Consider the following 18282-nt stretch of genomic DNA (forward strand, 5'->3'; position numbering starts at 1 on the left):
ATCCTGCCACCCGGGTGGGCGGGATGGAGCCGGCTGCCCTCTCCTGGTCCGGGGTGATCCGGAAGATCGGCTTCCGGTTCTTCCGGACCTGCTGTACCCTGTTGCAGAAACGGGGGCTTCCTGCGGGCCGCTATTTTGCAGGTTCTCCGGTTCTATTTTGAAGTTATTTTCGAAAAATACTGGCAATTTTCAGGATTTTCCTTGCGCGTGGACAGCATTTCCTGTGCAGCCGGAGAATGGGATCGCCGGATTGCCCAACGGAGAGCGTATCGGCCTTATTTGAGTATTATTCCCGGAGACCCTAGCCACGGCCTCCAGAGGGTATCACGATCCCCGTTTCCAGGATCTGCTCTGCCGGACCTCTGCAGCTGCAACCCAACCCCTTATGCCGTACCATGCCGGATATTTATCCATGGGGCAGTACGTGAAGGGCGATGTCCTCCTCGCTTCCGTTGCACTGGATGACCGGACCGCGCCAAAGATACGGCCGGTGGTGGTGATCCTGACAGAAGAGCCCGGCAGGATCCATATCCTGCCCGGTCAGCAGCAAGCCGCCGTCCGATGCGCCCAGCCTGCCACTCTCCATCGACGATTTTGCTACCGGGGGTCTCGACATCTTTGACGAGAGTTACGTGATGACATCACGGGTAATCTGCCTCCGGAGTGGCGCGGTGATCGGCAAAAAAGGGCGGCTCACCACAGAATCATTTGCGGAGATCACCGCACGGGTGCCGGCAGCCGTGCTTCCCGGCCCCGCAGCGGCCCGGCGGCCCGGCAGGTCCCGGAAGATGCAGTGAACAGCGGATCGGTCCGGAATTTTTTTGTTTTTCGCGGAATGGGCAGTGGTGCATCAGCATCCTTATTATTTCCCGTGATAAGGTTCTTGGGATGGACATCGCAGAGGCAATCCGGGAGATGGAGGCACAGGTGGGCAGGATCTCGCCCGTCCAGAAATTTCTTCTCGGCACGGACGGCTCGGTCACCCAGATCCTTGAATCGATCACCGGAAAAAAAGTCGTCATCAGGACTCTCGTTCAGGAGATCGTCCCTGCTGATGGCACTGCTGCCGGCAACCTGAACATTGCCGAGGGCGACCCGGTCAACTTCCGGATCGTGGAGATCTCAACGGAAGAGAGCGGGGAGGTGCTCATCTACGCGATATCCCACACGCCCGTCCGGCGTCTCTCCCCGGACTTCAAGGACGACCTGATGAAGGCGGACATCCCCATCGGAAAGATCATCAGGCAGCACAACATCGAGGCACGGCGGGAGATCCTTACTGCCCGCGTCCTACCTGCCACGGAAGAGGCCGGCAGAGTATTCTCCATCTGCAGGAACGAACCGATCCTCTCCCGCCAGTACCAGATCATCCACGGCGGCAAACCGCTCATCTTCATCGAGGAGCAGTTCCCCTACAACCGGTTCCTCGACCAGCGGCGGGTTGTCGTGAACACGCCCTCGCGGATCCACGTCTCGCTCATCGACATGCACGGCGGATCGGGCCGGGTTGACGGCGGCATCGGCATCACTCTCGACGAACCCGGTATCATGCTGGAAGCAGAGCTCTCCCCGGTCCTGACCGTGTGCGGCTGTGACCCGGTAACGCGGGAGCGGATCGGACAGGTTGCAGCGGGCATACTGCAGGACCTGGGGCTGGGCGGAAGCGTTGCGATCACGGTCAGGAAGATGTACCCCTCCCATATCGGCCTCGGGAGCGGGTCGCAGCTCTCGCTTGCTGTGGCACGGGCGATCGCCGAGCTCCACGGACGGCAGCTCACCGCACGGGAACTCGCCCGGCTCACGGGCCGGGGCGGGACCTCCGGCATCGGCACCGCGGCATTCGACCACGGGGGGTTCATCATCGATGGGGGGCACCGGTTCGGGGCAGGGGGGGAGAAATCGGATTTCCGCCCGTCATCCGCTTCGCGGGGTGTCAGCCCCCCGCCGGTTATCTTCCGCCATGAGATGCCGGCCGACTGGAAGATCCTGCTCGCCATCCCCGACCTCCCGGCCGGCGCCAGCGGGGGCCATGAAGCGGATATCTTCCGGCGGTTCTGTCCGGTCCCGCTCGACGAGGTCCGGGCCCTCACCCACGAGGTGATGATGCGGATGCTCCCCGGTATTGTCGAGCGCGACCTCGACCTTTTCGGCTCCTCCATCAATACCATCCAGGGCCTCGGGTTCAAGAAAGTCGAGCTCAGCTTTCAGTCGCCTCTTGTCACCGGCCTTCTCTCTACCCTGCGCGAGGGCGGCGCTGCCGGGGCAGGTATGAGCTCGTTCGGCCCTGCGGTCTATGCCCTCGGGGATACGGGGATGCAGGACCTCGAGCGGGCGGCACGGACATTCATGGCAGAGCAGGCCTGCGGCGGAACGACCCTTCTCACCACGGCCCGCAACCACGGCGCAATCGTCCGGGTTGCGTGAGGTATTTTTTAAAAGGATCTCACAATCTGCTGTATCCCATCACCATCCCCGTTCCCGGTTGCGCCGGGTCTGTTCAGCATTATACCTGCAATCGGGGGACTGCTTGGATTGCGGATCCGTTTTCCGCATATCACGAACCTGCGCCATTTTCCGAACAATCAACACAGTCGGGATGTCCCCTTTTTATCGCATGGATTCTGGTTCAGGGATTTGTCACGTGAGAGAAGTGCCCCGGTAACTTTCCCGTTATGCACACGTGCCATACTTTTGTTGAACCGTGCATCTGTGAATGGGGGATCGGTACCGGGTGCCTGACCCGCTGCACTCACCGTATCCTGCACTTTCCTCGTCGGAACAGGGTGATACCGGGGGTATTCCAGAGAGTGTCGTTGCTGGATCCGGTTCAGAGATCTGCCTGGAACGGGGGGTGCCTCGTCCATTTTATCCTGCCCGGCGGGTCTGGTTGCCTCACGGGACATGGACAGATCGCAGGTGACGGGTCAAAGGTATTGTCTCATGGGTGGTGAGGAGTGCCGTTGAAATCGAGGTGTCGGCGGGGGAACGTGATCGAATCCATAGCTTCAAAACACGGGCCGGGCAGGGTCCTGTTCAGTCAGGTATATTACCAAGAAAAAAAATAGGGAGTCGATAAATAGTTCTCCGGATCGTTGAGCTGATGAAAGGTTTCCTCCAAGCCTGTATCTTCCTGCTTGCATTCACACTGATGATCGGCTATGTATCGGCAGAAGTGGCTTACTCCTCCCCGCCGGCAGTGCCTTCCCCGGCCGGGGTGCGTCCGACTTCTGTTGCCGTGGACAGCGCAGGCTTCATCTATGCAACGGACGGGTATACCAACAGTATCTGGAAATTCACTCCAAACGGGACGTACGTGACACAGTGGGGTGCCAGCGGTACTGGCAAAGGCCGGTTCCAGTATCCTGAGGGCATAGCGGTGAATGCAAGCGGCTCTGTCTATGTCGTTGACACCGGGAATAACCGGATCGGGGAGTTCATGTCAAACGGAACGTACGTGACGCAATGGGGTGCCGGAGGTATTGGCAACAACCAGTTCCTGTATCCTGATGGGATAGTGGTGAACGCGAGCGGCTCTGTCTACGTCGCTGATACTTACAATCACCGGGTCCAGGTGTTCACACCGGACGGAACGTACGTGACGCAATGGGGTGCCGGAGGTATTGGCAACGGCCAGTTCCTGTATCCTCAGGGCATAGCGGTGAACGCGAGCGGCTCTGTCTATGTCGCTGATACCTTTAATCACCGGGTCCAGGTGTTCACGCCAGACGGGACGTATGTGACGCAGTGGGGTTCTGGCGGTACTGCCAACGGCCGGTTCTGGTATCCTGATGGGATAGCGGTGAACGCGAGCGGCTCTGTCTATGTCGTTGACTGGGGAAACAACCGAATCCAGGTGTTCACACCGGACGGAACGTATGTGACGCAGTGGGGTGCCGGCGGTACCGGCAATGGCCAGTTCGAAAATCCCGGGGGCATATCCGTGGACGCTGATGGCAATGTCTATGTCGCTGACTGGGGAAACAACCGGATCCAGGTGTTCACACCGGACGGAACGTATGTGACACAGTGGGGTGCCGGGGGTACCGGCAATGGCCAGTTCGAGAATACCGGTGGTATTTCAGTGAACGCGAACAATTATATCTATGTCGCTGGTTAGAGGTACAACCGGATCCGGGAATTTTTCCCCTCACTTCCGGTCGCCTTATTCACCGCAGACCTGACGGCAGGCGTCGCCCCACTGACATTTCATTTCACTGATGCCTCCACCCATTCACCGATCATACTCGTGATACCGGTTCTTGCTCTCATCAGGTATTTCGGATAGTGGAAACGACGCCTGTGAATGTGATCTTCGGGCATTTCTCCCGGAGTCCTGTGGTATCGTCCGGTTCACTCTCTTTTTTTGATACGACCATTTGTCTTTGTGGTACGTTTTGCGGGTTTTTGTCTCGTCTTATATCGCTTTTTTATGGTAGAGGGGGAGATCGTTTCCAATGTCACTGTTTGAAACGGGGAGAACTGTTCTTGTGTGTTGTCGTGACGTTGTGATGGAATCTGCGATGGAGAATATCCGGTCACATTACGAAGGTGCGCCAGAACCGGTAAATTTATAGGTTCCTTTCGGCACGGTGAACTCGAACTGTGCCCCGTTCCCGAATCTGCCCGTTTCCGCAATTAAGATCCCTGTTATCGAGAGGATTTCCCGGGAGAGGAAGAGCCCGAGCCCGGTATCCCTGCCGAAGTTCTGTTCGAAGATAAGCAGTTTATTCTCATCTGGTACACCCTGGCCGTTATCCTGCATGAAGATTTTGAGACCGCCATCCGTCTCACGGCAGGACAGGCTGATGCGGGTCACGTCGCCGCCATGCCGGAGTGCATTGTCAAGCAGGTTGTAGAATACTTTCTCAAGGAGCGGATCCGCAAAAATTTCGTACCCGTCTGCCGGCAGATCAAGGGAAATATCGCACATCAGGAAGTTATGCGTCGCATGCAGGAAGACCTCTCTGATGTTCTGCCATCGGGGTTCTTTGACGCCAAGGTGCTCGTACTCCTTCGTAAACCCGATCTGACTGTCGATCGTTTCCGCGGCTCTTAAAGCGATACCGATTAATTTCCGCGTATCCAGATCCAGAGGATCGGTATCGATGAGATCGAGAGCACTCCGGAGCGCAAGAACCTGGTTCCGGATATCATGCCGGGTGATACTGAAGGGGAGCTGCAGCTTCCTGTTCATCATCCGGAGCGCCTCTTCGGCGTTCTTCTTCCGGAATTCATCCTCCATGGCCTTACGTTGTTCCACGGATCTCCGGATTTTATGGGAGAGTTCGGCGAACTGGGCAACCGGATCGCCGCCTTTCTGGATATAGAAATCAGCACCGTTCTTAAATGCCGCAATTGCGATCTCTTCCCGTCCTTTTCCCGTGAAGATAATGAACGGGAGCGCCGGGTGTTTTTTCCGGAGACGTTGTAAGAATTCGATGCCGTCCATCTCCGGCATCTGGTAATCGGAGACAACCGCATCATAACCTCCACTCCTTAAAGTATCCAGCGCTTTTCCGGGTGAGGGTTCTGTACTTACCGAAAATTCACCCCGCTGCTCAAGGAAAAGTTTGCAACTTATGAGGAGAGCAGTATCGTCATCTATGTATAATACGGAGATCGTAGCAATTCATGACCTGTTATCGTGTAATTTTTTTTAACAAATGAATAACCTTGGTATATGCGATTCAGGTGCGTTGTCGTGGCATTGACAGGGAACCCTGAGAACCTGCTGCCCGGGGTTTCAGAACGGATGGGGTTCTTCAGGAACTATTTTGGAAGACGATATGAGAGTCCTTGACGATGCACCGGAACGCCGCACATGTTCTGATACGATGACGGGACTTTGGAAAAGATACTTCGCTATGGACCAATTCACGAAACTATGGTAAGAGGCAGGAACTGAACCCAAAAAAATTAAATTTATCCTCAAATCCACCAGAACAACCCGGTGGTATTTCGTTCTGTGGCAGTAAGATTTGCAAGCCGGTCCTGCTCCTGCTGCAGCACCGTGATCTGTTCCTGCATTGCCTGCTCGACATCGGGTTGCAGGGTGGAATTCTGCATCAGCTGTTCGAGAGTCTGGATCCTCTGCTGGTTCAGTGCTACCTGATCATCAATCTGGTTCGCGGCCGCCTTGTCGCCACCAAACATAAACCGGAAAAGGGAATTTCCGTTCTCAATCCGCTGTTCGAGAGGCGTGATGTTACTCTCCGATGCATTGATCTCATCCGCGATCCCGACAACCCGCGGGCCGATCTCCCCGGTAAGGTTCTCCATTGCCATCAGTGAATGAGCGGCGATCTGGACATCATACCCTTTCATGAGATGCTCCCTCTGCACAGCTGTAAGATTGGCAATCTGCGCCTGATCGGTCCGACGTTCGGCCTGGATCTGCGCTCTCAGGGCCGTCACATTGTCGGCGAGCGCGATCCCGCTCTGGTGGAAGTATGCCAGCATGCCCTGGTGCTCCTGCTGTATGGCCTCATAGCCGGCGGTCAGGTTTTCGTACAGGTTCTCCCGCGCCTCATTCGTAGTTGTATCATTGTTTCTGAAAGCCTCACGATTCTCCTGGAGATCCTGCTGCAGAACCTGCCGCTGATCCTGTACACCTTCATGTCCCATCGTCAGGTTTTCACGAATATCCTGGTGCGTCTCCATAACGTCCTGACGGATATCCTGGCGTTGTTCCCGGATGGTCTCAGAAGGAACAACCACATCATGAACATCAGCCATGATTCCGTGTCCCTGCTGGTTATCCTGCAGGTAACTATCTTCTGACGCCATGCCGACAGGAGCGGCCAACGCGGCAGTGACACAGAACAGCGTGAAGATAATGACACTTGCAATGAGTTTTTTCATGGATCACCCTTTAGCACTCAATGAGAAAATTTTTCTATAGAAGTTCATGAACCTTTTGGCTTTGCAGAACCGGTATTGACCTTTAACCGGAACCATGAACACCTGATAGCCCGGATCGGTCCTGAGGCGTTGGGCGAAAAAGGCCGATCGTCCTCCCGTTCTGTTTCACATCGGCAACCGGCCCGGGCGGTCCAGCATACCTGTTTTCTTTATTCTCTTGAAGAACAGACATGAAAAAGGAGCATGAATCCTGTGATTCCTCATTCTGCAGGCATATGTCTTCGGATAATCTGCGTCTCCAAAGCCTGGAAATTTACGTTACCAGATTCTGCTTCGCGTACTGGTACACCCCCTTTCGGTCGAAGGCATTCAATACGATATAGTTGTGGATCTGCACATAGTTCTGGTACAGGGCAAGGGTCTGCCGGTAGCCGGCAAGTTCTGTGTTGTAGGCTGTCACAAGCGCGTTGTGGGCCGATACCTGTGAATTATATCCCCGGAGGTCTCCGCGGCTTCTCATCGATGTCATCTGGACCTCAAGGCCGCCGATCCTCGCTTGTTTTGCATTGAGATCCTGTGCGCTGGCATTCAACTGCGGCTCCAGCTCTTCGATCCGTTTCTCAGTGAGGGTTACGGAGTCTTCAAGAAAGCTGGTCTCGTTTCCACTCGTGTACTCTTTTGTGCCATCACCGATGGGTATCACGAGTGGATCGGACCGGAGTACCACTCCTCCTGCAAGGGTTGTTGTCGGGACGCCTACATAGGAGTAGACGGTCGTCTCGACGAACGCATATCCGGTGTTCTTGTAGAGGGAGTTGTCCGACCCGACACCTACGGCCATGTGATCTTCCGGACCAAACGAGAAGAGAGCGACCCGGTAGCCTTCGTGTGAGAGCAGGCCGGCGAGAAGGAGGCTCTTATCCTCGCAGTCCCCGGCACCGTCCATGACCGTCTCGATGGGGTACCTGGCGGGAGTATCCGTATTTACCTCATACTGCAGAGACTGGACGTAGACTGCCATCAGTTCAAGGTATTCATCATCGGAGAGACCGTTATTCACCCGGATCTTGTTGAGCTCCCCGGTGAGGTCACGGTAGAAATCATCCTGTGCAGGGTCAGTTATCATGGCACGATAACTGTCGGCAAGCCAGGTGTTCTCTGACACATTCCCGTACAGAGTTATTTTCTGGTCAGCCTGTCGGGCTCCCTCGTAGACCGAGTTGTTGATCGGGACTGTGACCACGAGCGTGGCACCTTCGAAGGGAAAGGAATGGTTTGCCACGAGCTGGGGGAATGTCTCGGCAACGGGATCGATATGTGGAGTGATAACCAGGTCTTTTGGACCGAGAAGACCCCCGAAATATATGGATGATGCTGAGAAAACAAGGATAAAAACGATGCCGTAAAAAAAATACCGGGACGGTTTGCTCATGAAGATTCTCTCCCGGAAAAGATTTCGCCGCTCCCATTCCTGAGGAGACGGGGCGGGTCACCTATCAAACCAATGATCCGTAAGGGACGGCTGCCGAACCTGAATGCCTTGGTGTTCACAGGATATCCTGGTATGATAAGCGTTGATCCCTGAGAGAGATTAAACGTCTCTTCATGCCAGGTAAAGACTGATACGTTGACCGGGAAAATCCGGTTCCATCCCCCGGTGTTCCTTTTCCGCGTTCTCCACCCGGTCTTCATCTGGCCCTTTTCTTTAATTCAGATTAACTGAATTTGGGCTTTGGTGAAATCCTCATATTAAGCTACCCGGGTTGTTGCTTATCAACATCAGTAATGGTTCTGCTACGTCTGCGGTTGATGACTGATTTTTCACCCTGTTAAAGTTATCCCGTCAACCGCCGATGCAGCAGCACCAGGAAGGCAATTGAAAAGAATGCCCATTTTACCGTTTAATGTAAATTTTTTGTCCGGGAACAGGACCGGAATTTGGAACAGTTGACTGAATTTTAAACGCTTTTATACCAATGTCCGGTCATGAAAACCGTCTCCGGAAATTCCGGGTCAGATTGTGAAGAGTTCCCGTTCCGCAGTGATGGAGAAGAGCCCGGCCCTGACAGCGGCATCGATCCAGCCGTGGCCGTAACTGAAACAGGCAAGGGCATCTTCAGGCAGCCCCTTCCGCAGGAACCCGTCACCCTGGTGGGCATACACTGCAGCGATAAAGAGGGTCCGTACGGCAAATTCGTATACCGGGGCTGAATGGTCCGGGGCGCATCGGACCGATATCCTTGCGGTCTCAAGCAGTCGCTGGTAGCGCAGGGTCTTCTCCCTCAGCCGGTCGCCCTGTGTTGCGGGAAGGATCTCGCAGGCTTCGGAGAACGGGCAATCCGCTTTTCCCGGACCGGCAGCCAGCAGCCCGTATGCCACGCCGAAGTGCAGCCAGCCGAACCCGTACCAGCAGCTGGCGAGGGCATTAACCGGATCACCGGAGTCGAAGAATGTCTTCCCGTCGCTCTTATAGGCTTCCGCCATCATCAGGACAGACGCTGCAGTCCGCCCGAGTGAACTCTCATCAGGGACGAGGATGCGGGCAACGGAAAGAGAGCGTGAGAGGAGAGCCTGGCATTCCCGGAGCTTCATAGCCCTCCAAACCTCTCAAGGTATTCCCGTTCCATGTCATGCAGGCCCCCCGGGACGACCAGGATATGGAGCGGCGGGCCAAAATCTGTCGCGGTTATCGTATCTGCCGGTCCGGCCCTGACGACCGGTTCATCCGAACCGGCCCGCGCAATGCCCACGTACAGGGGAATCGTGAGCTCTTTTTCCTCCGCCATACTCTCCAGAAGCGAGACTGCCTCGGGCACGGTCATGTACCGGTCATCTTGGATATCAAGGTACACAAGCGTGTGCAGCCGGAGCGCCCGGTTCTGCAGGATCACGTCGATTGCTGTTGTCGGAGACCAGTTCTTCTGCGGGAACGGGACGGAGCAGGACTTGCCGAACCGGTAGTTCTGGAGCCCGGTGAGGCCGCAGACCGCACTGGAGATGGAGGAAGCATGTACGATCCCGGTCTTGATCCCCCTCTCTGCAGCCCGGATCCGGAGGTCTGCATGGGTGGTCGATACCATCGGGTCCCCGGCACAGAGAAACGCAACGTTCCCGTTCCCTGACTGCTCGAGGATCGCATCGGGGTGCTGCTCCACGTCCTCACGATAGAGCGGGTGGACCGGTTTTCCATAGTACTGTTCGAGATCTTCGCGCGATGACCCCATGAGCCGTGAGGTGTAGCATTCAAGGTAGACGTAGTCTGCATTCCTGATGCAGTTCAGCCCTTTTTCCGAGATATCGTTCTTATCGTACAGTCCGAGCCCGATGAAGGTCAGCATGGCCTCTCCATGATTTCAGGAGACACCCCTTGTCCCCTGCAATCCCCGTTTTTCTAGGATACCGCCGCGATAGAATCCACAAGCGATTCGACGACGAACCGGACATCCGGTTTTCGTATCGCGGAGATCGCAAATACCGGGATATCCGTCGGGATCCCGTGGGACTTCCTGATCTCCTGCTCGTCCATGCTGCCGGGCAGATCCCTCTTGTTGGCGGCAACCACGAACGGAATCCTCCGGCACGTTAGCTTCTCGATGAGTTGCCGGGCGCACGGAAGCAGGCCCGCTCTTGTGGCATCGATAACAAGGACTACTCCCATGGCATGCCTGAGCGAAGGCAGGATACGAGGATCAAACGCGGTATGCCCCGGTGTCCCGTACAGGGTAATACCAAAGTCATTCCAGTGGAGCCAGCAAAAATCGATCTCTTGGTTCTTCCCATTCCTGCAGGTTACTCCGGTATCCTCCTGTCCTTCGTTCCTGCATGCACTGGTGACAAACGTGGATTTACCGGAACCGGGGGGCCCGGTCACCAGGATCTTCGGGACGTACGGGACGACACGACCCTCTGAAATAGTGAATGGGACGGAACGGCAATAGTGCGGGGACCAGGACGTATGGACAAGGGTGAAAAAGGTGAACTGCGGAAGCGGGTGGAGCGACGATCTGGCCCGGAGTACAAGGTCAAATGAAAACTCACGTACAAACCGTTCCAGAAGCGGCGCACCCTCGAAATTCAGGAGTTCGAGAATACATGTTGACGTTCCTGAATCCTTTGCCGACTCAAGGATTTCCAGGCCGGTTTCAAGGCCGAAATCCTCATAGAGGAGGTCGAAGTAGGCAAAGATGACCTCCACCGGGTTGTCCCTGCAGACTTTTTGTATTCGTCTCACCCATTCACGTTTTCCTGCCTCCTGCGAAGGGAAGATTCTCTGGATTCTTTCCCTGTCAAAGGTGTCAAGAAATACGGGTTGTTTTGGCGCACAGTCCAGTCCTGTGCCATGCATCCGGGCAGCATCATTCCCGAACGCATCAGCTGTTGTGTGGGGGAGGATCACGAGGCAGGATGCCCCTTGTGCAAGTGCGGACGAGAGTGCCGAGATCATGAAAAGCCGGCCGTCGACACCCTGGTCAAGACTGTAGAGCACCCTGCCGTTCTTGGGAATTCCTCCACCGACCATCTCGTCAAGGCCGTTTATTCCGGTCGAGATCATTCCAGGAGAGTCACCTGGCCTTTGGTAACGGTGAACTTCCGCCAGTCCCCGCTGACGCCGCGGATCCCCTGGATCCGCAGGTAGCTGATGTTATGTTCGAGCTTGACTTCAATGACACAGTTCATCAGCTGTTTGATCAGGGAGAGCGTCTTGTCATCGAACGATTCGCTGTTGAGCAGGTAGATGCCGACCCCCTCGATCTTTTTCAGCTTGGCGATGAGGACATGAAGGAACTGGTACAGGACCTCAAGCCTGCGGTACATCAGTAATGTTGAAATTGAATTTACGCATAACCTGATTGGAGGAGGAAAGAGGCCCGTTTCGCCCTCGGAAAAATCCCCCTCGAAAATAGTCTCGATCATGTTGGAAAATTTGATGCCGATCCCCGTGAGGTCCGTAGGACTTGATACGAACATCATTCTCTGGGTATCCATGACCCCCGGTGTCGAGCTCTTGGTGATAGCGTCAATGACGCCGGTGAACCTCTTGTCTGCACCGGCGAGCTTGAACGCGTCGATCACTTCGGCAGCACGTTCGTTGGTGGAGAGGACGATTGTGTACTCTCCCTGCAATGGTTTTGCAAGGGCATAGGCGAGATGATCGGCATAGCTCATGGGTGGTGCCAGGATGAGTACATTGATCCCTGCGTCGAAGCCTCCGCTCACCTCGTCTATGAGTGCGATCCCCGTCTTATAAGAGTACATTTGCTGGTGATTATTTCGTCAGAAGGTTTATAATGGCTCCTATTTACCGGCAAGGGAAACCGGGGTAAAAATGGCGATTTTCGCCCCCGCCCCCGGTTGCCGGAAAATGGCCGTTCTGGCGGATACGGAGGAAACAGACAGGACGCGGACAATGGCGGATGAATGCAGCGGACACTGCCTGCCTCCGGACATGACGTTTATGGTTTGGGTGATGGGCCTGGCCCGGGCCGGTATCCCGACCCTCAAGGATATTTACCTTTGACCGTCAATAGGTGGGTAGAGATGATTTACTGGCTCTACGAGCGCATGCTCATGCGACGGATAACGGAACTCCCCGGGCATGTATGCTTCATGATCAGCGGGCAGGACATGGCCGATGCACCAGGGAACCTCTACAAAGTCACGTCGTGGTGCAACGAGATTTCGGCATACGTATCCCGGTGCACTTCGCCGCCCTGTCCGGGGATCCACAGCCTTGTCTTCCATATTGCTACACCCACTCCTGAAAACCTTGAGTATCTGGAGGAAATCCGCAAAATCGGTACAATAGCACATCTCGCCGTGCATGTCGGTGACAGGGAGGAGATTACCGGAACAGGCATGGACGTTGTTGTTGCCGCTGGTAAAAGCGGCAGGGAAGAGATTACCGGGTGCATCAGGAAAATGGCAAAGGACAAGGTTCCTCCGGATTCTGTCAACGAAAGGCTCATCGAGTCCTGCCTGACCTTCCAGTACACCCCCGATGTTGTCATCAAGAGCGGGGGGGATCACCTGACCGATTTTCTGATCTGGCAGTCGGTGTACTCCGAGCTCTTCTTCTCCGATGTTAACTGGAAATTTTTCCGGAAAGTGGATTTCCTGCGGATCCTGCGGGACTATCAGTCGCGGATACGCCGCTTCGGAAGATAAAAACGAGGCGCTGGAGAAATCATCGGCTTTCCTCATGGATGCTCTTGGGGGAGACTGCTGTTCGAAGAATTCTGATGAATTCTTCTCTCCTTCAAGGTTCTGATGAACCTTTCAGGTTCCCGAAGGGAAGAGCAGGCTTGAGAAGAACTTGTCAGAGTTCTTCGACTTGAAAGAGAGGGTCACACTCATAACCATCAAAGATACAAACGAATCACACGATAAAACAAGGTTTCTACAGAGCTAAAACGATATTATTTCAGACGGATATTCACCCAGGACGGGACACCACCGTCTGCGGTTCTCTCCTGGAGTGCAAACTGGTTTTTCAGCGCAACCGAAACCATCTTCCGGTCAGGGACCGGTGTTATCTTCTGCTCACGGCACCAGCGGCCGAACGCCTGGTACAATTCATCCTTGGAGATGATGGCGTCATCAGCCTCGATACGTGCTATTTTTGCGGCGACAAATTTTTTCAGCGCCCCGCCGGCTTCACGCTTTTTCGGGACCCCTTTCTGACTTTTTTTCAGCGAACCCGGACTTGGCAACGCGGACAACTGACGGGCATCTTTTCCGGCATCCGGCACAGGCGGCACTGGTGCCTCCGGTGCAGATTTAACTGTCGGCTGACGTTTTGATCGCATCGCCTTTGTCACTGCGGACGGGTCGTCAGCGTTTATGACCGGAGCCCGGGATACCGGCGTGATTTTCGGAGCGTCACCCTGCGTTCCTGCAACGGGGCTCTCCACAGCGATGATGACCGGCGGTGGGACCGGTTGTCTGCTGATCTGCTGCTGGCAGTAATCGACGCCGACCAGATCAGCCAGTGCACGGTTGCATATATCAGAGATATCGAGACCGGCTTCATCCGCCGGGAGGAAAATATCCTCCCTCACGGCTACGGTAACATGGCGCCATCCTGCACCCGGTTCCTTTTTTCCCGTCATGGCCCACCATCTCTTGATCTGTCCGTCAAAAGAAATATAGTACCCGATCCTGTCGTGCGGGAAGACCCGCTGCGTATTCAGCAGGGTTTTTCCGAGACGCGCTGGTCATAGATACGGATGGCCCGGAGAAGATCGATCTTCCTGAACAGCGGCCAGTACGGGGCACAGAAATACACTGCCGATTCATGGCCGTTTGCAAGCCAGGGCAGGAAATTTGAGGTGCGGTATTCGTTCCCCGTCCTGATAATAAGGTCGACAGGAGGGATCCATTTTCCACCATGGAGGTGGCGCTCGACCATCTGGACATCGATTGCCTCAGGGCTGATCTGCATCTCCGCAACCTCTTTGAGGATCTGCCGGGCAGCGAGTACGATCTCATTTCTTCCGCCGTACGCAAGGGCGATATTGAGATAGAAGCCGTCATGGTCTTTCGTGGCTTCTTCCGCTGCGTCAATTGCAGATTTGAGGTCATCGGGGAGCATCGATCGGTCGCCGACCATCTGCACCCGGATCCGGTACCTTTTCACCCGTTCATCGGTGACCACGCTGGTGAATTTCTCCCGGAACAGGCTGAAAAGATGATCGATCTCCTCTTTCGTCCGGGAAAAATTTTCCGTTGAGAACGTATAGAGACTGATGTGCCTGATACCCAGTTCATGGGCCCAGTCAAGCATCTCTTCGGTCCTGTCAGCGCCGGCCCGGTGCCCCCCCGCCGCATCGATGCCAAGGAGTTTTGCGTACCTGCGGTTGCCGTCCTGGATGATGGCGATATGATTGGGTACATGCCTGCACTGGATGCGGAGATAGCGCTCGTACACGGGTTCGAGGAGATTGCGGAAGATCATACGGGCGTCACCTCCACGATCATCCCTCCGTTGGGATATCGCTCGAGAACGTATTTTTTTCCGGGAACCTCGTCTGCATATTTCTCAAGCAGCCACCATGCCATCTCAATCCGTTCACCACAGTCCTCGAAACTATCCGGCTCCATCTTTTCCCGGCAGAACTGAACCGATGCCTGGTGGAGTTCCGGCAGGGGCTCAAGGACCCCATACACGATGGTGCCGTCATCGGTGATCTCATCGAAAGGCCGTGCTGTGTTATCCGCTACCCGTTTCAGCCGCTCCCTCAGCTGCACCGAATCCTTGAACGCGGATGAGCACCAGTGCACCTTCCCGTGCCGGCAGAGCTCCGCTGCCCAGCCCTTCGCCCCGTCAATGGCATTGTGCAGCTCGTCGGCAAGCTCGTAGCCCCGCTCCCGCATCTGGGATGCGTTGGTCTCGCCCCATTCCAGCTCATTGACATTGAGAAAGTCAAGGAACGGGAGTGCGGCGATGAGGAGCTCGAGCCCGGGAAGTGCCGGGACTTCGATCCCGATATCGAATCCCATCTCCTTTGCCCGCTGTGCAGATCGGATGAATTCTGACTCGAGGATCGTTTCCCAGCACTCGCGGGGTGGGTGGAGCCGGATCTCATCGACGAGCCCTGTCATCTGGCCGAGCTCGTCGTCCGTGGGAGCTTTTGCGGTATACAGATGGATCTGGTGTTCCGGGCCGAAATGACCTTTGAGCATCCGGCAGTACTCCGTCACCCTGTCGAGGCAGAGGAGCGGTTCGCCGCCCGTGACGCCGGTCCCGAGGGCACTCATGTTCTCTGCCTCCTCAAGTATCTGTGACGGAATGTCGACCGGGTGCTCATTTGCATACACCGTGTCGGTCCCCTTTCTCTCAGAGGAGAGCGGGCAGTACCAGCAGGAGCGGTGGCAGCGTCCCGTAACAAAGAGTACCATCTTCGCGCCCTGGTGGCAGAGAATGCAGCCTTTTGACAGCGTCACGGTTTGCACCTGTTTCCGAACCGGAAAGCGGTCGGTCCTGAAAAGTAATCTTACTATTAGGTGTCCGTAATTCAAAACCCTTCTTAGGCCCGGCTGCCGCTCTGTAGATAAACGTGCCTAAGAATAATTCATCAGAATTCTTCGACAGCGGAGCCTTTGTTCGAAGAATCCTGCGAGTTCTTCTCATGTCTCATCTCTTCGAGATTCGACAGGCCGAAGTCTCCGGGGGGATCTGAGTGAGCAAGTTGCATCCAACAGACGCGAGATCCTTCGTAGTTAGAATGGGACAAGACCCAGCAGTATATCCTGCCGGCAGAGTGTCTACCTGAATATCCGATGGATTATGTACTAACATCTTTATAACCTAGACAATACACGAGTTAATGGATTATGAGAGATGGTGCTGCAGGGCAAAACGGGGATTATGCTCTGTCTGAAGTGATCGGGTTTGTCCTGATCATCGCAATTATCATAGCAGCGTTCTCGCTCTATCTGACCTATGGCGTCCCGGCCCAGGGACGGGAGAACGAGATCGTCCAGATGAATGCCGTGAATGACCAGTTTGTAGATTATAAAATCGGACTTGACTCTCTGTTCACCAATAATAAGGTGGGGACAACCGTGAGCAATTCCTTCACCCTCGGGACCGAGGGAGGGCATACTCAGGGGACGATGAGCGTTATCCCGATTATGAGTCCGGTAAAATCCACGGGTATTCTTTCGGTCGACCTGAGGACCACGTATCCCGAGACCCTGGATATCACATCCCAGTCGCTCATCCTGAACTCCCTGAATCTTTCAGCACGTACTTCGGTAGATCTTCCGACGACTGCCAATTACACGCTGGACCACGTATATGCCAATATCTCAATCCCCTCGTCATTCGTTCTTAACCGTACTGGCAATTTCGGCTTAACCGTAAATACCACCCGGTGGGTCGCCACCGTCAATCTCACGCCCCAATCGACACTCTATCAGTGGTACAAAAGTGTAAACTCCCAGACTCCCCAGGTGAATCCTTGTGGACCTCTCTATGTAACAAACCCGAACCAAAATGGAACTGCAATTCAAACAGTTGAACCTCAATTTCTTGATGCCGTTTGTCTCGTACCAATGAACGAATACAACTACACCGGCACGGATCTTACCATCAGTATCACCAAGGGCAACATCATCACGATGACAAAGTATCCCGTGTACAAAAATGTCGTTCCCGGCAACACTTATTCTGTCGACCTGATGGACAGCACGTACGGGCTTAATTCGGTGACGGCAGCTTCCGATTTCATCAATCTGAAGGTTGATCAACCCTTGTCCCCGGTGACCGGGAACGGCAATATCACCTACAACTTCATTGAAGAACCGTATACGATCACCCCTATCCCCCTCGGGGCAATTGAATACCAGGCACAGAACAATTACTGGATTTCGCAGGATTATTATTACCAGATGGGGGGAGTCTTCCTCTCCCAGATCCAAGGGAACAACACCTACAAGCTACCCCCGGAAATCTCATTCTCCACCGACGAGTCGAATCCTGCACATAAGATCATCACGGTGAATATCAATGCAGTCAGCATTACCGACCCGTATGGCGGCAGTGCCGTCGGAGGCAACAGCCCTGTCCAGATCAAGACAACCCTTGACTCTGTTTACCCCTTCCCCTATGCGACAGGAACAGCCAACACGAGATGGATCCGGATCGGCATCAATACTACCGATGACCAGGCACGGGCGATGTGGACAAATTATTTTAGTTATTCCTCTCTGGTCGCCGATCTGCCTTCCAGCACGGTCATCGGAAATACCACGACCGAGAGTTTTATCAACATCTCCGGCTTTGGTACAGACACCTATGGCATCAACGTGATTGCATCGAATGCCACCTATACCGCAGCAGTTTATGGCGTGGGTGGATAGCCGGTGAACCTGACCGAATACGAAAACGGGTTATCCGATGTCTTTGGCGCAATGCTTTTGATCGCCGTTGTTGGGGGTGCTGTTGCACTCGTCGGTGTTGCGATCCTCTCACAGCCGACACCGGAGACTGTCCCTTCGCTGAATACGGATATTACCCTTGTCAACCGCACGATCCTGATTACCCATAACGGAGGTGACACACTCCAGAGAACCGGGATGTCTATCCTGGTGGACGGGGTCGATCGTACGAATTCATTCAGCCTGATGAATGGAGGTAACTGGTCCGGCTGGGCAGTCGGGGACACGCTCATGTATCAGGTGCCCGATAGCCGGTCTTTGCCGAGCTCCATCGAGGTAATATATACGAGCGGGTCATCCAGAGACGTTGTCCAGTCATTAAGAGTTCCCCCTGCCACGACACCCCCGTGACCTCCTCTTCCGGTCATCCATTATTCAACGGCTCACCGCCAGGCGGTTTTGCCCTTCTCATACTACAATATACCGATACTTCAACTTGGCCGGGTACCCCCCCTGAATATTCCGGTCTCCCGACCGGCT

At 54.9% G+C, this 18282-nt stretch carries 17 protein-coding genes; 6 read left to right on the plus strand and 11 right to left on the minus strand.

The window, feature by feature from the left end; translation table 11 throughout:
• Positions 1-406: 406 nt before the first annotated feature.
• Positions 407-616 (minus strand): hypothetical protein, encoded by a 210-nt coding sequence (locus tag ABSB80_RS03890; RefSeq protein WP_428368369.1) that lies wholly within the window; start codon positions 614-616, stop codon positions 407-409.
• Between the two features lie 19 nt (positions 617-635).
• Between ABSB80_RS03890 and ABSB80_RS03895 the strand changes: the two genes are divergently transcribed.
• The 3 genes from ABSB80_RS03895 to ABSB80_RS03905 all read left to right on the plus strand — a co-directional run bounded on the left by ABSB80_RS03895 (position 636) and on the right by ABSB80_RS03905 (position 4117).
• Positions 636-797 (plus strand): hypothetical protein, encoded by a 162-nt coding sequence (locus tag ABSB80_RS03895; RefSeq protein WP_428368371.1) that lies wholly within the window; start codon positions 636-638, stop codon positions 795-797.
• Between the two features lie 91 nt (positions 798-888).
• Positions 889-2424: a beta-ribofuranosylaminobenzene 5'-phosphate synthase gene (locus ABSB80_RS03900; RefSeq protein WP_428368373.1), complete on the plus strand. Its 1536-nt coding sequence runs from the start codon at positions 889-891 to the stop codon at positions 2422-2424.
• A gap of 676 nt (positions 2425-3100) precedes the next feature.
• Positions 3101-4117, plus strand: a complete 1017-nt coding sequence (locus ABSB80_RS03905; protein ID WP_428368375.1) for a 6-bladed beta-propeller — start codon at positions 3101-3103, stop codon at positions 4115-4117.
• Positions 4118-4540: 423 nt separating this feature from the next.
• Here the strand turns inward: ABSB80_RS03905 and ABSB80_RS03910 are convergent, their stop codons facing one another.
• The 7 genes from ABSB80_RS03910 to ABSB80_RS03940 form a co-directional block, all read right to left on the minus strand.
• Positions 4541-5629, minus strand: a complete 1089-nt coding sequence (locus ABSB80_RS03910; RefSeq protein WP_428368787.1) for an ATP-binding response regulator — start codon at positions 5627-5629, stop codon at positions 4541-4543.
• A 299-nt stretch (positions 5630-5928) separates the two neighbouring features.
• On the minus strand, positions 5929-6861 hold the full coding sequence (locus tag ABSB80_RS03915) for a hypothetical protein (RefSeq protein WP_428368377.1): 933 nt from the start codon (positions 6859-6861) through the stop codon (positions 5929-5931).
• Positions 6862-7174: 313 nt separating this feature from the next.
• Complete coding sequence (locus ABSB80_RS03920; RefSeq protein ID WP_428368379.1) at positions 7175-8293, minus strand: type 2 periplasmic-binding domain-containing protein; 1119 nt, start codon at positions 8291-8293, stop codon at positions 7175-7177.
• Positions 8294-8874: 581 nt separating this feature from the next.
• Positions 8875-9453 (minus strand): DUF357 domain-containing protein, encoded by a 579-nt coding sequence (locus tag ABSB80_RS03925; protein WP_428368381.1) that lies wholly within the window; start codon positions 9451-9453, stop codon positions 8875-8877.
• Positions 9450-10199 carry a diphthine synthase gene (dph5, locus tag ABSB80_RS03930; protein WP_428368383.1) on the minus strand — a complete coding sequence of 250 codons (750 nt, stop codon included), beginning with the start codon at positions 10197-10199 and terminating at the stop codon, positions 9450-9452. The genes ABSB80_RS03925 and dph5 overlap by 4 nt, the downstream gene beginning before the upstream one ends.
• Before the next feature lie 53 nt (positions 10200-10252).
• On the minus strand, positions 10253-11413 hold the full coding sequence (locus tag ABSB80_RS03935; protein ID WP_428368385.1) for a GTP-binding protein: 1161 nt from the start codon (positions 11411-11413) through the stop codon (positions 10253-10255).
• Positions 11410-12117 (minus strand): RAD55 family ATPase, encoded by a 708-nt coding sequence (locus ABSB80_RS03940; RefSeq protein WP_428368387.1) that lies wholly within the window; start codon positions 12115-12117, stop codon positions 11410-11412. Before ABSB80_RS03940 ends, ABSB80_RS03935 begins: the two co-directional genes overlap by 4 nt.
• A gap of 282 nt (positions 12118-12399) precedes the next feature.
• Here ABSB80_RS03940 and ABSB80_RS03945 point away from each other — a divergent pair, with 282 nt between their 5' ends.
• Positions 12400-13026, plus strand: a complete 627-nt coding sequence (locus ABSB80_RS03945; protein ID WP_428368389.1) for an undecaprenyl diphosphate synthase family protein — start codon at positions 12400-12402, stop codon at positions 13024-13026.
• A 251-nt stretch (positions 13027-13277) separates the two neighbouring features.
• Here ABSB80_RS03945 and ABSB80_RS03950 read toward each other — a convergent pair whose 3' ends face one another.
• From ABSB80_RS03950 to ABSB80_RS03960, 3 genes are all read right to left on the minus strand, one after another.
• Positions 13278-13970, minus strand: coding sequence for a hypothetical protein (locus ABSB80_RS03950; RefSeq protein ID WP_428368391.1), 693 nt, complete (start codon positions 13968-13970; stop codon positions 13278-13280).
• 77 nt (positions 13971-14047) lie between these two features.
• Positions 14048-14815: a polyprenyl diphosphate synthase gene (gene uppS / locus ABSB80_RS03955; protein WP_428368393.1), complete on the minus strand. Its 768-nt coding sequence runs from the start codon at positions 14813-14815 to the stop codon at positions 14048-14050.
• The gene (locus ABSB80_RS03960) at positions 14812-15804 is read right to left on the minus strand and encodes a radical SAM protein (RefSeq protein ID WP_428368395.1); all 993 of its coding nucleotides are present in this window, start codon (positions 15802-15804) and stop codon (positions 14812-14814) included. Before ABSB80_RS03960 ends, uppS begins: the two co-directional genes overlap by 4 nt.
• 390 nt (positions 15805-16194) lie before the next feature.
• Between ABSB80_RS03960 and ABSB80_RS03965 the strand changes: the two genes are divergently transcribed.
• Both ABSB80_RS03965 and ABSB80_RS03970 read left to right on the plus strand, forming a co-directional pair.
• Positions 16195-17724: a hypothetical protein gene (locus ABSB80_RS03965; protein WP_428368397.1), complete on the plus strand. Its 1530-nt coding sequence runs from the start codon at positions 16195-16197 to the stop codon at positions 17722-17724.
• 3 nt (positions 17725-17727) lie between these two features.
• The gene (locus ABSB80_RS03970; RefSeq protein WP_428368399.1) at positions 17728-18153 is read left to right on the plus strand and encodes a type IV pilin N-terminal domain-containing protein; all 426 of its coding nucleotides are present in this window, start codon (positions 17728-17730) and stop codon (positions 18151-18153) included.
• The last annotated feature ends 129 nt before the right edge of the window (positions 18154-18282 follow it).

The organism is Methanoregula sp. (assembly GCF_050010295.1).
Lineage (GTDB): Archaea > Halobacteriota > Methanomicrobia > Methanomicrobiales > Methanospirillaceae > Methanoregula.

Bases quoted from the DNA above. Each gene is read 5' to 3' on its own strand.
- uppS (WP_428368393.1), bottom strand. From the start codon at position 14,815: ATGATCTTCCGCAATCTCCTCGAACCCGTGTACGAGCGCTATCTCCGC.
- ABSB80_RS03925 (WP_428368381.1), bottom strand. From the start codon at position 9,453: ATGAAGCTCCGGGAATGCCAGGCTCTCCTCTCACGCTCTCTTTCCGTT.
- ABSB80_RS03945 (WP_428368389.1), top strand. From the start codon at position 12,400: ATGATTTACTGGCTCTACGAGCGCATGCTCATGCGACGGATAACGGAA.
- ABSB80_RS03950 (WP_428368391.1), bottom strand. From the start codon at position 13,970: ATGACGGGAAAAAAGGAACCGGGTGCAGGATGGCGCCATGTTACCGTA.
- ABSB80_RS03915 (WP_428368377.1), bottom strand. From the start codon at position 6,861: ATGAAAAAACTCATTGCAAGTGTCATTATCTTCACGCTGTTCTGTGTC.
- ABSB80_RS03890 (WP_428368369.1), bottom strand. From the start codon at position 616: ATGTCGAGACCCCCGGTAGCAAAATCGTCGATGGAGAGTGGCAGGCTG.
- ABSB80_RS03905 (WP_428368375.1), top strand. From the start codon at position 3,101: ATGAAAGGTTTCCTCCAAGCCTGTATCTTCCTGCTTGCATTCACACTG.
- ABSB80_RS03935 (WP_428368385.1), bottom strand. From the start codon at position 11,413: ATGATCTCGACCGGAATAAACGGCCTTGACGAGATGGTCGGTGGAGGA.
- ABSB80_RS03895 (WP_428368371.1), top strand. From the start codon at position 636: ATGACATCACGGGTAATCTGCCTCCGGAGTGGCGCGGTGATCGGCAAA.
- dph5 (WP_428368383.1), bottom strand. From the start codon at position 10,199: ATGCTGACCTTCATCGGGCTCGGACTGTACGATAAGAACGATATCTCG.
- ABSB80_RS03900 (WP_428368373.1), top strand. From the start codon at position 889: ATGGACATCGCAGAGGCAATCCGGGAGATGGAGGCACAGGTGGGCAGG.
- ABSB80_RS03920 (WP_428368379.1), bottom strand. From the start codon at position 8,293: ATGAGCAAACCGTCCCGGTATTTTTTTTACGGCATCGTTTTTATCCTT.
- ABSB80_RS03940 (WP_428368387.1), bottom strand. From the start codon at position 12,117: ATGTACTCTTATAAGACGGGGATCGCACTCATAGACGAGGTGAGCGGA.
- ABSB80_RS03965 (WP_428368397.1), top strand. From the start codon at position 16,195: ATGAGAGATGGTGCTGCAGGGCAAAACGGGGATTATGCTCTGTCTGAA.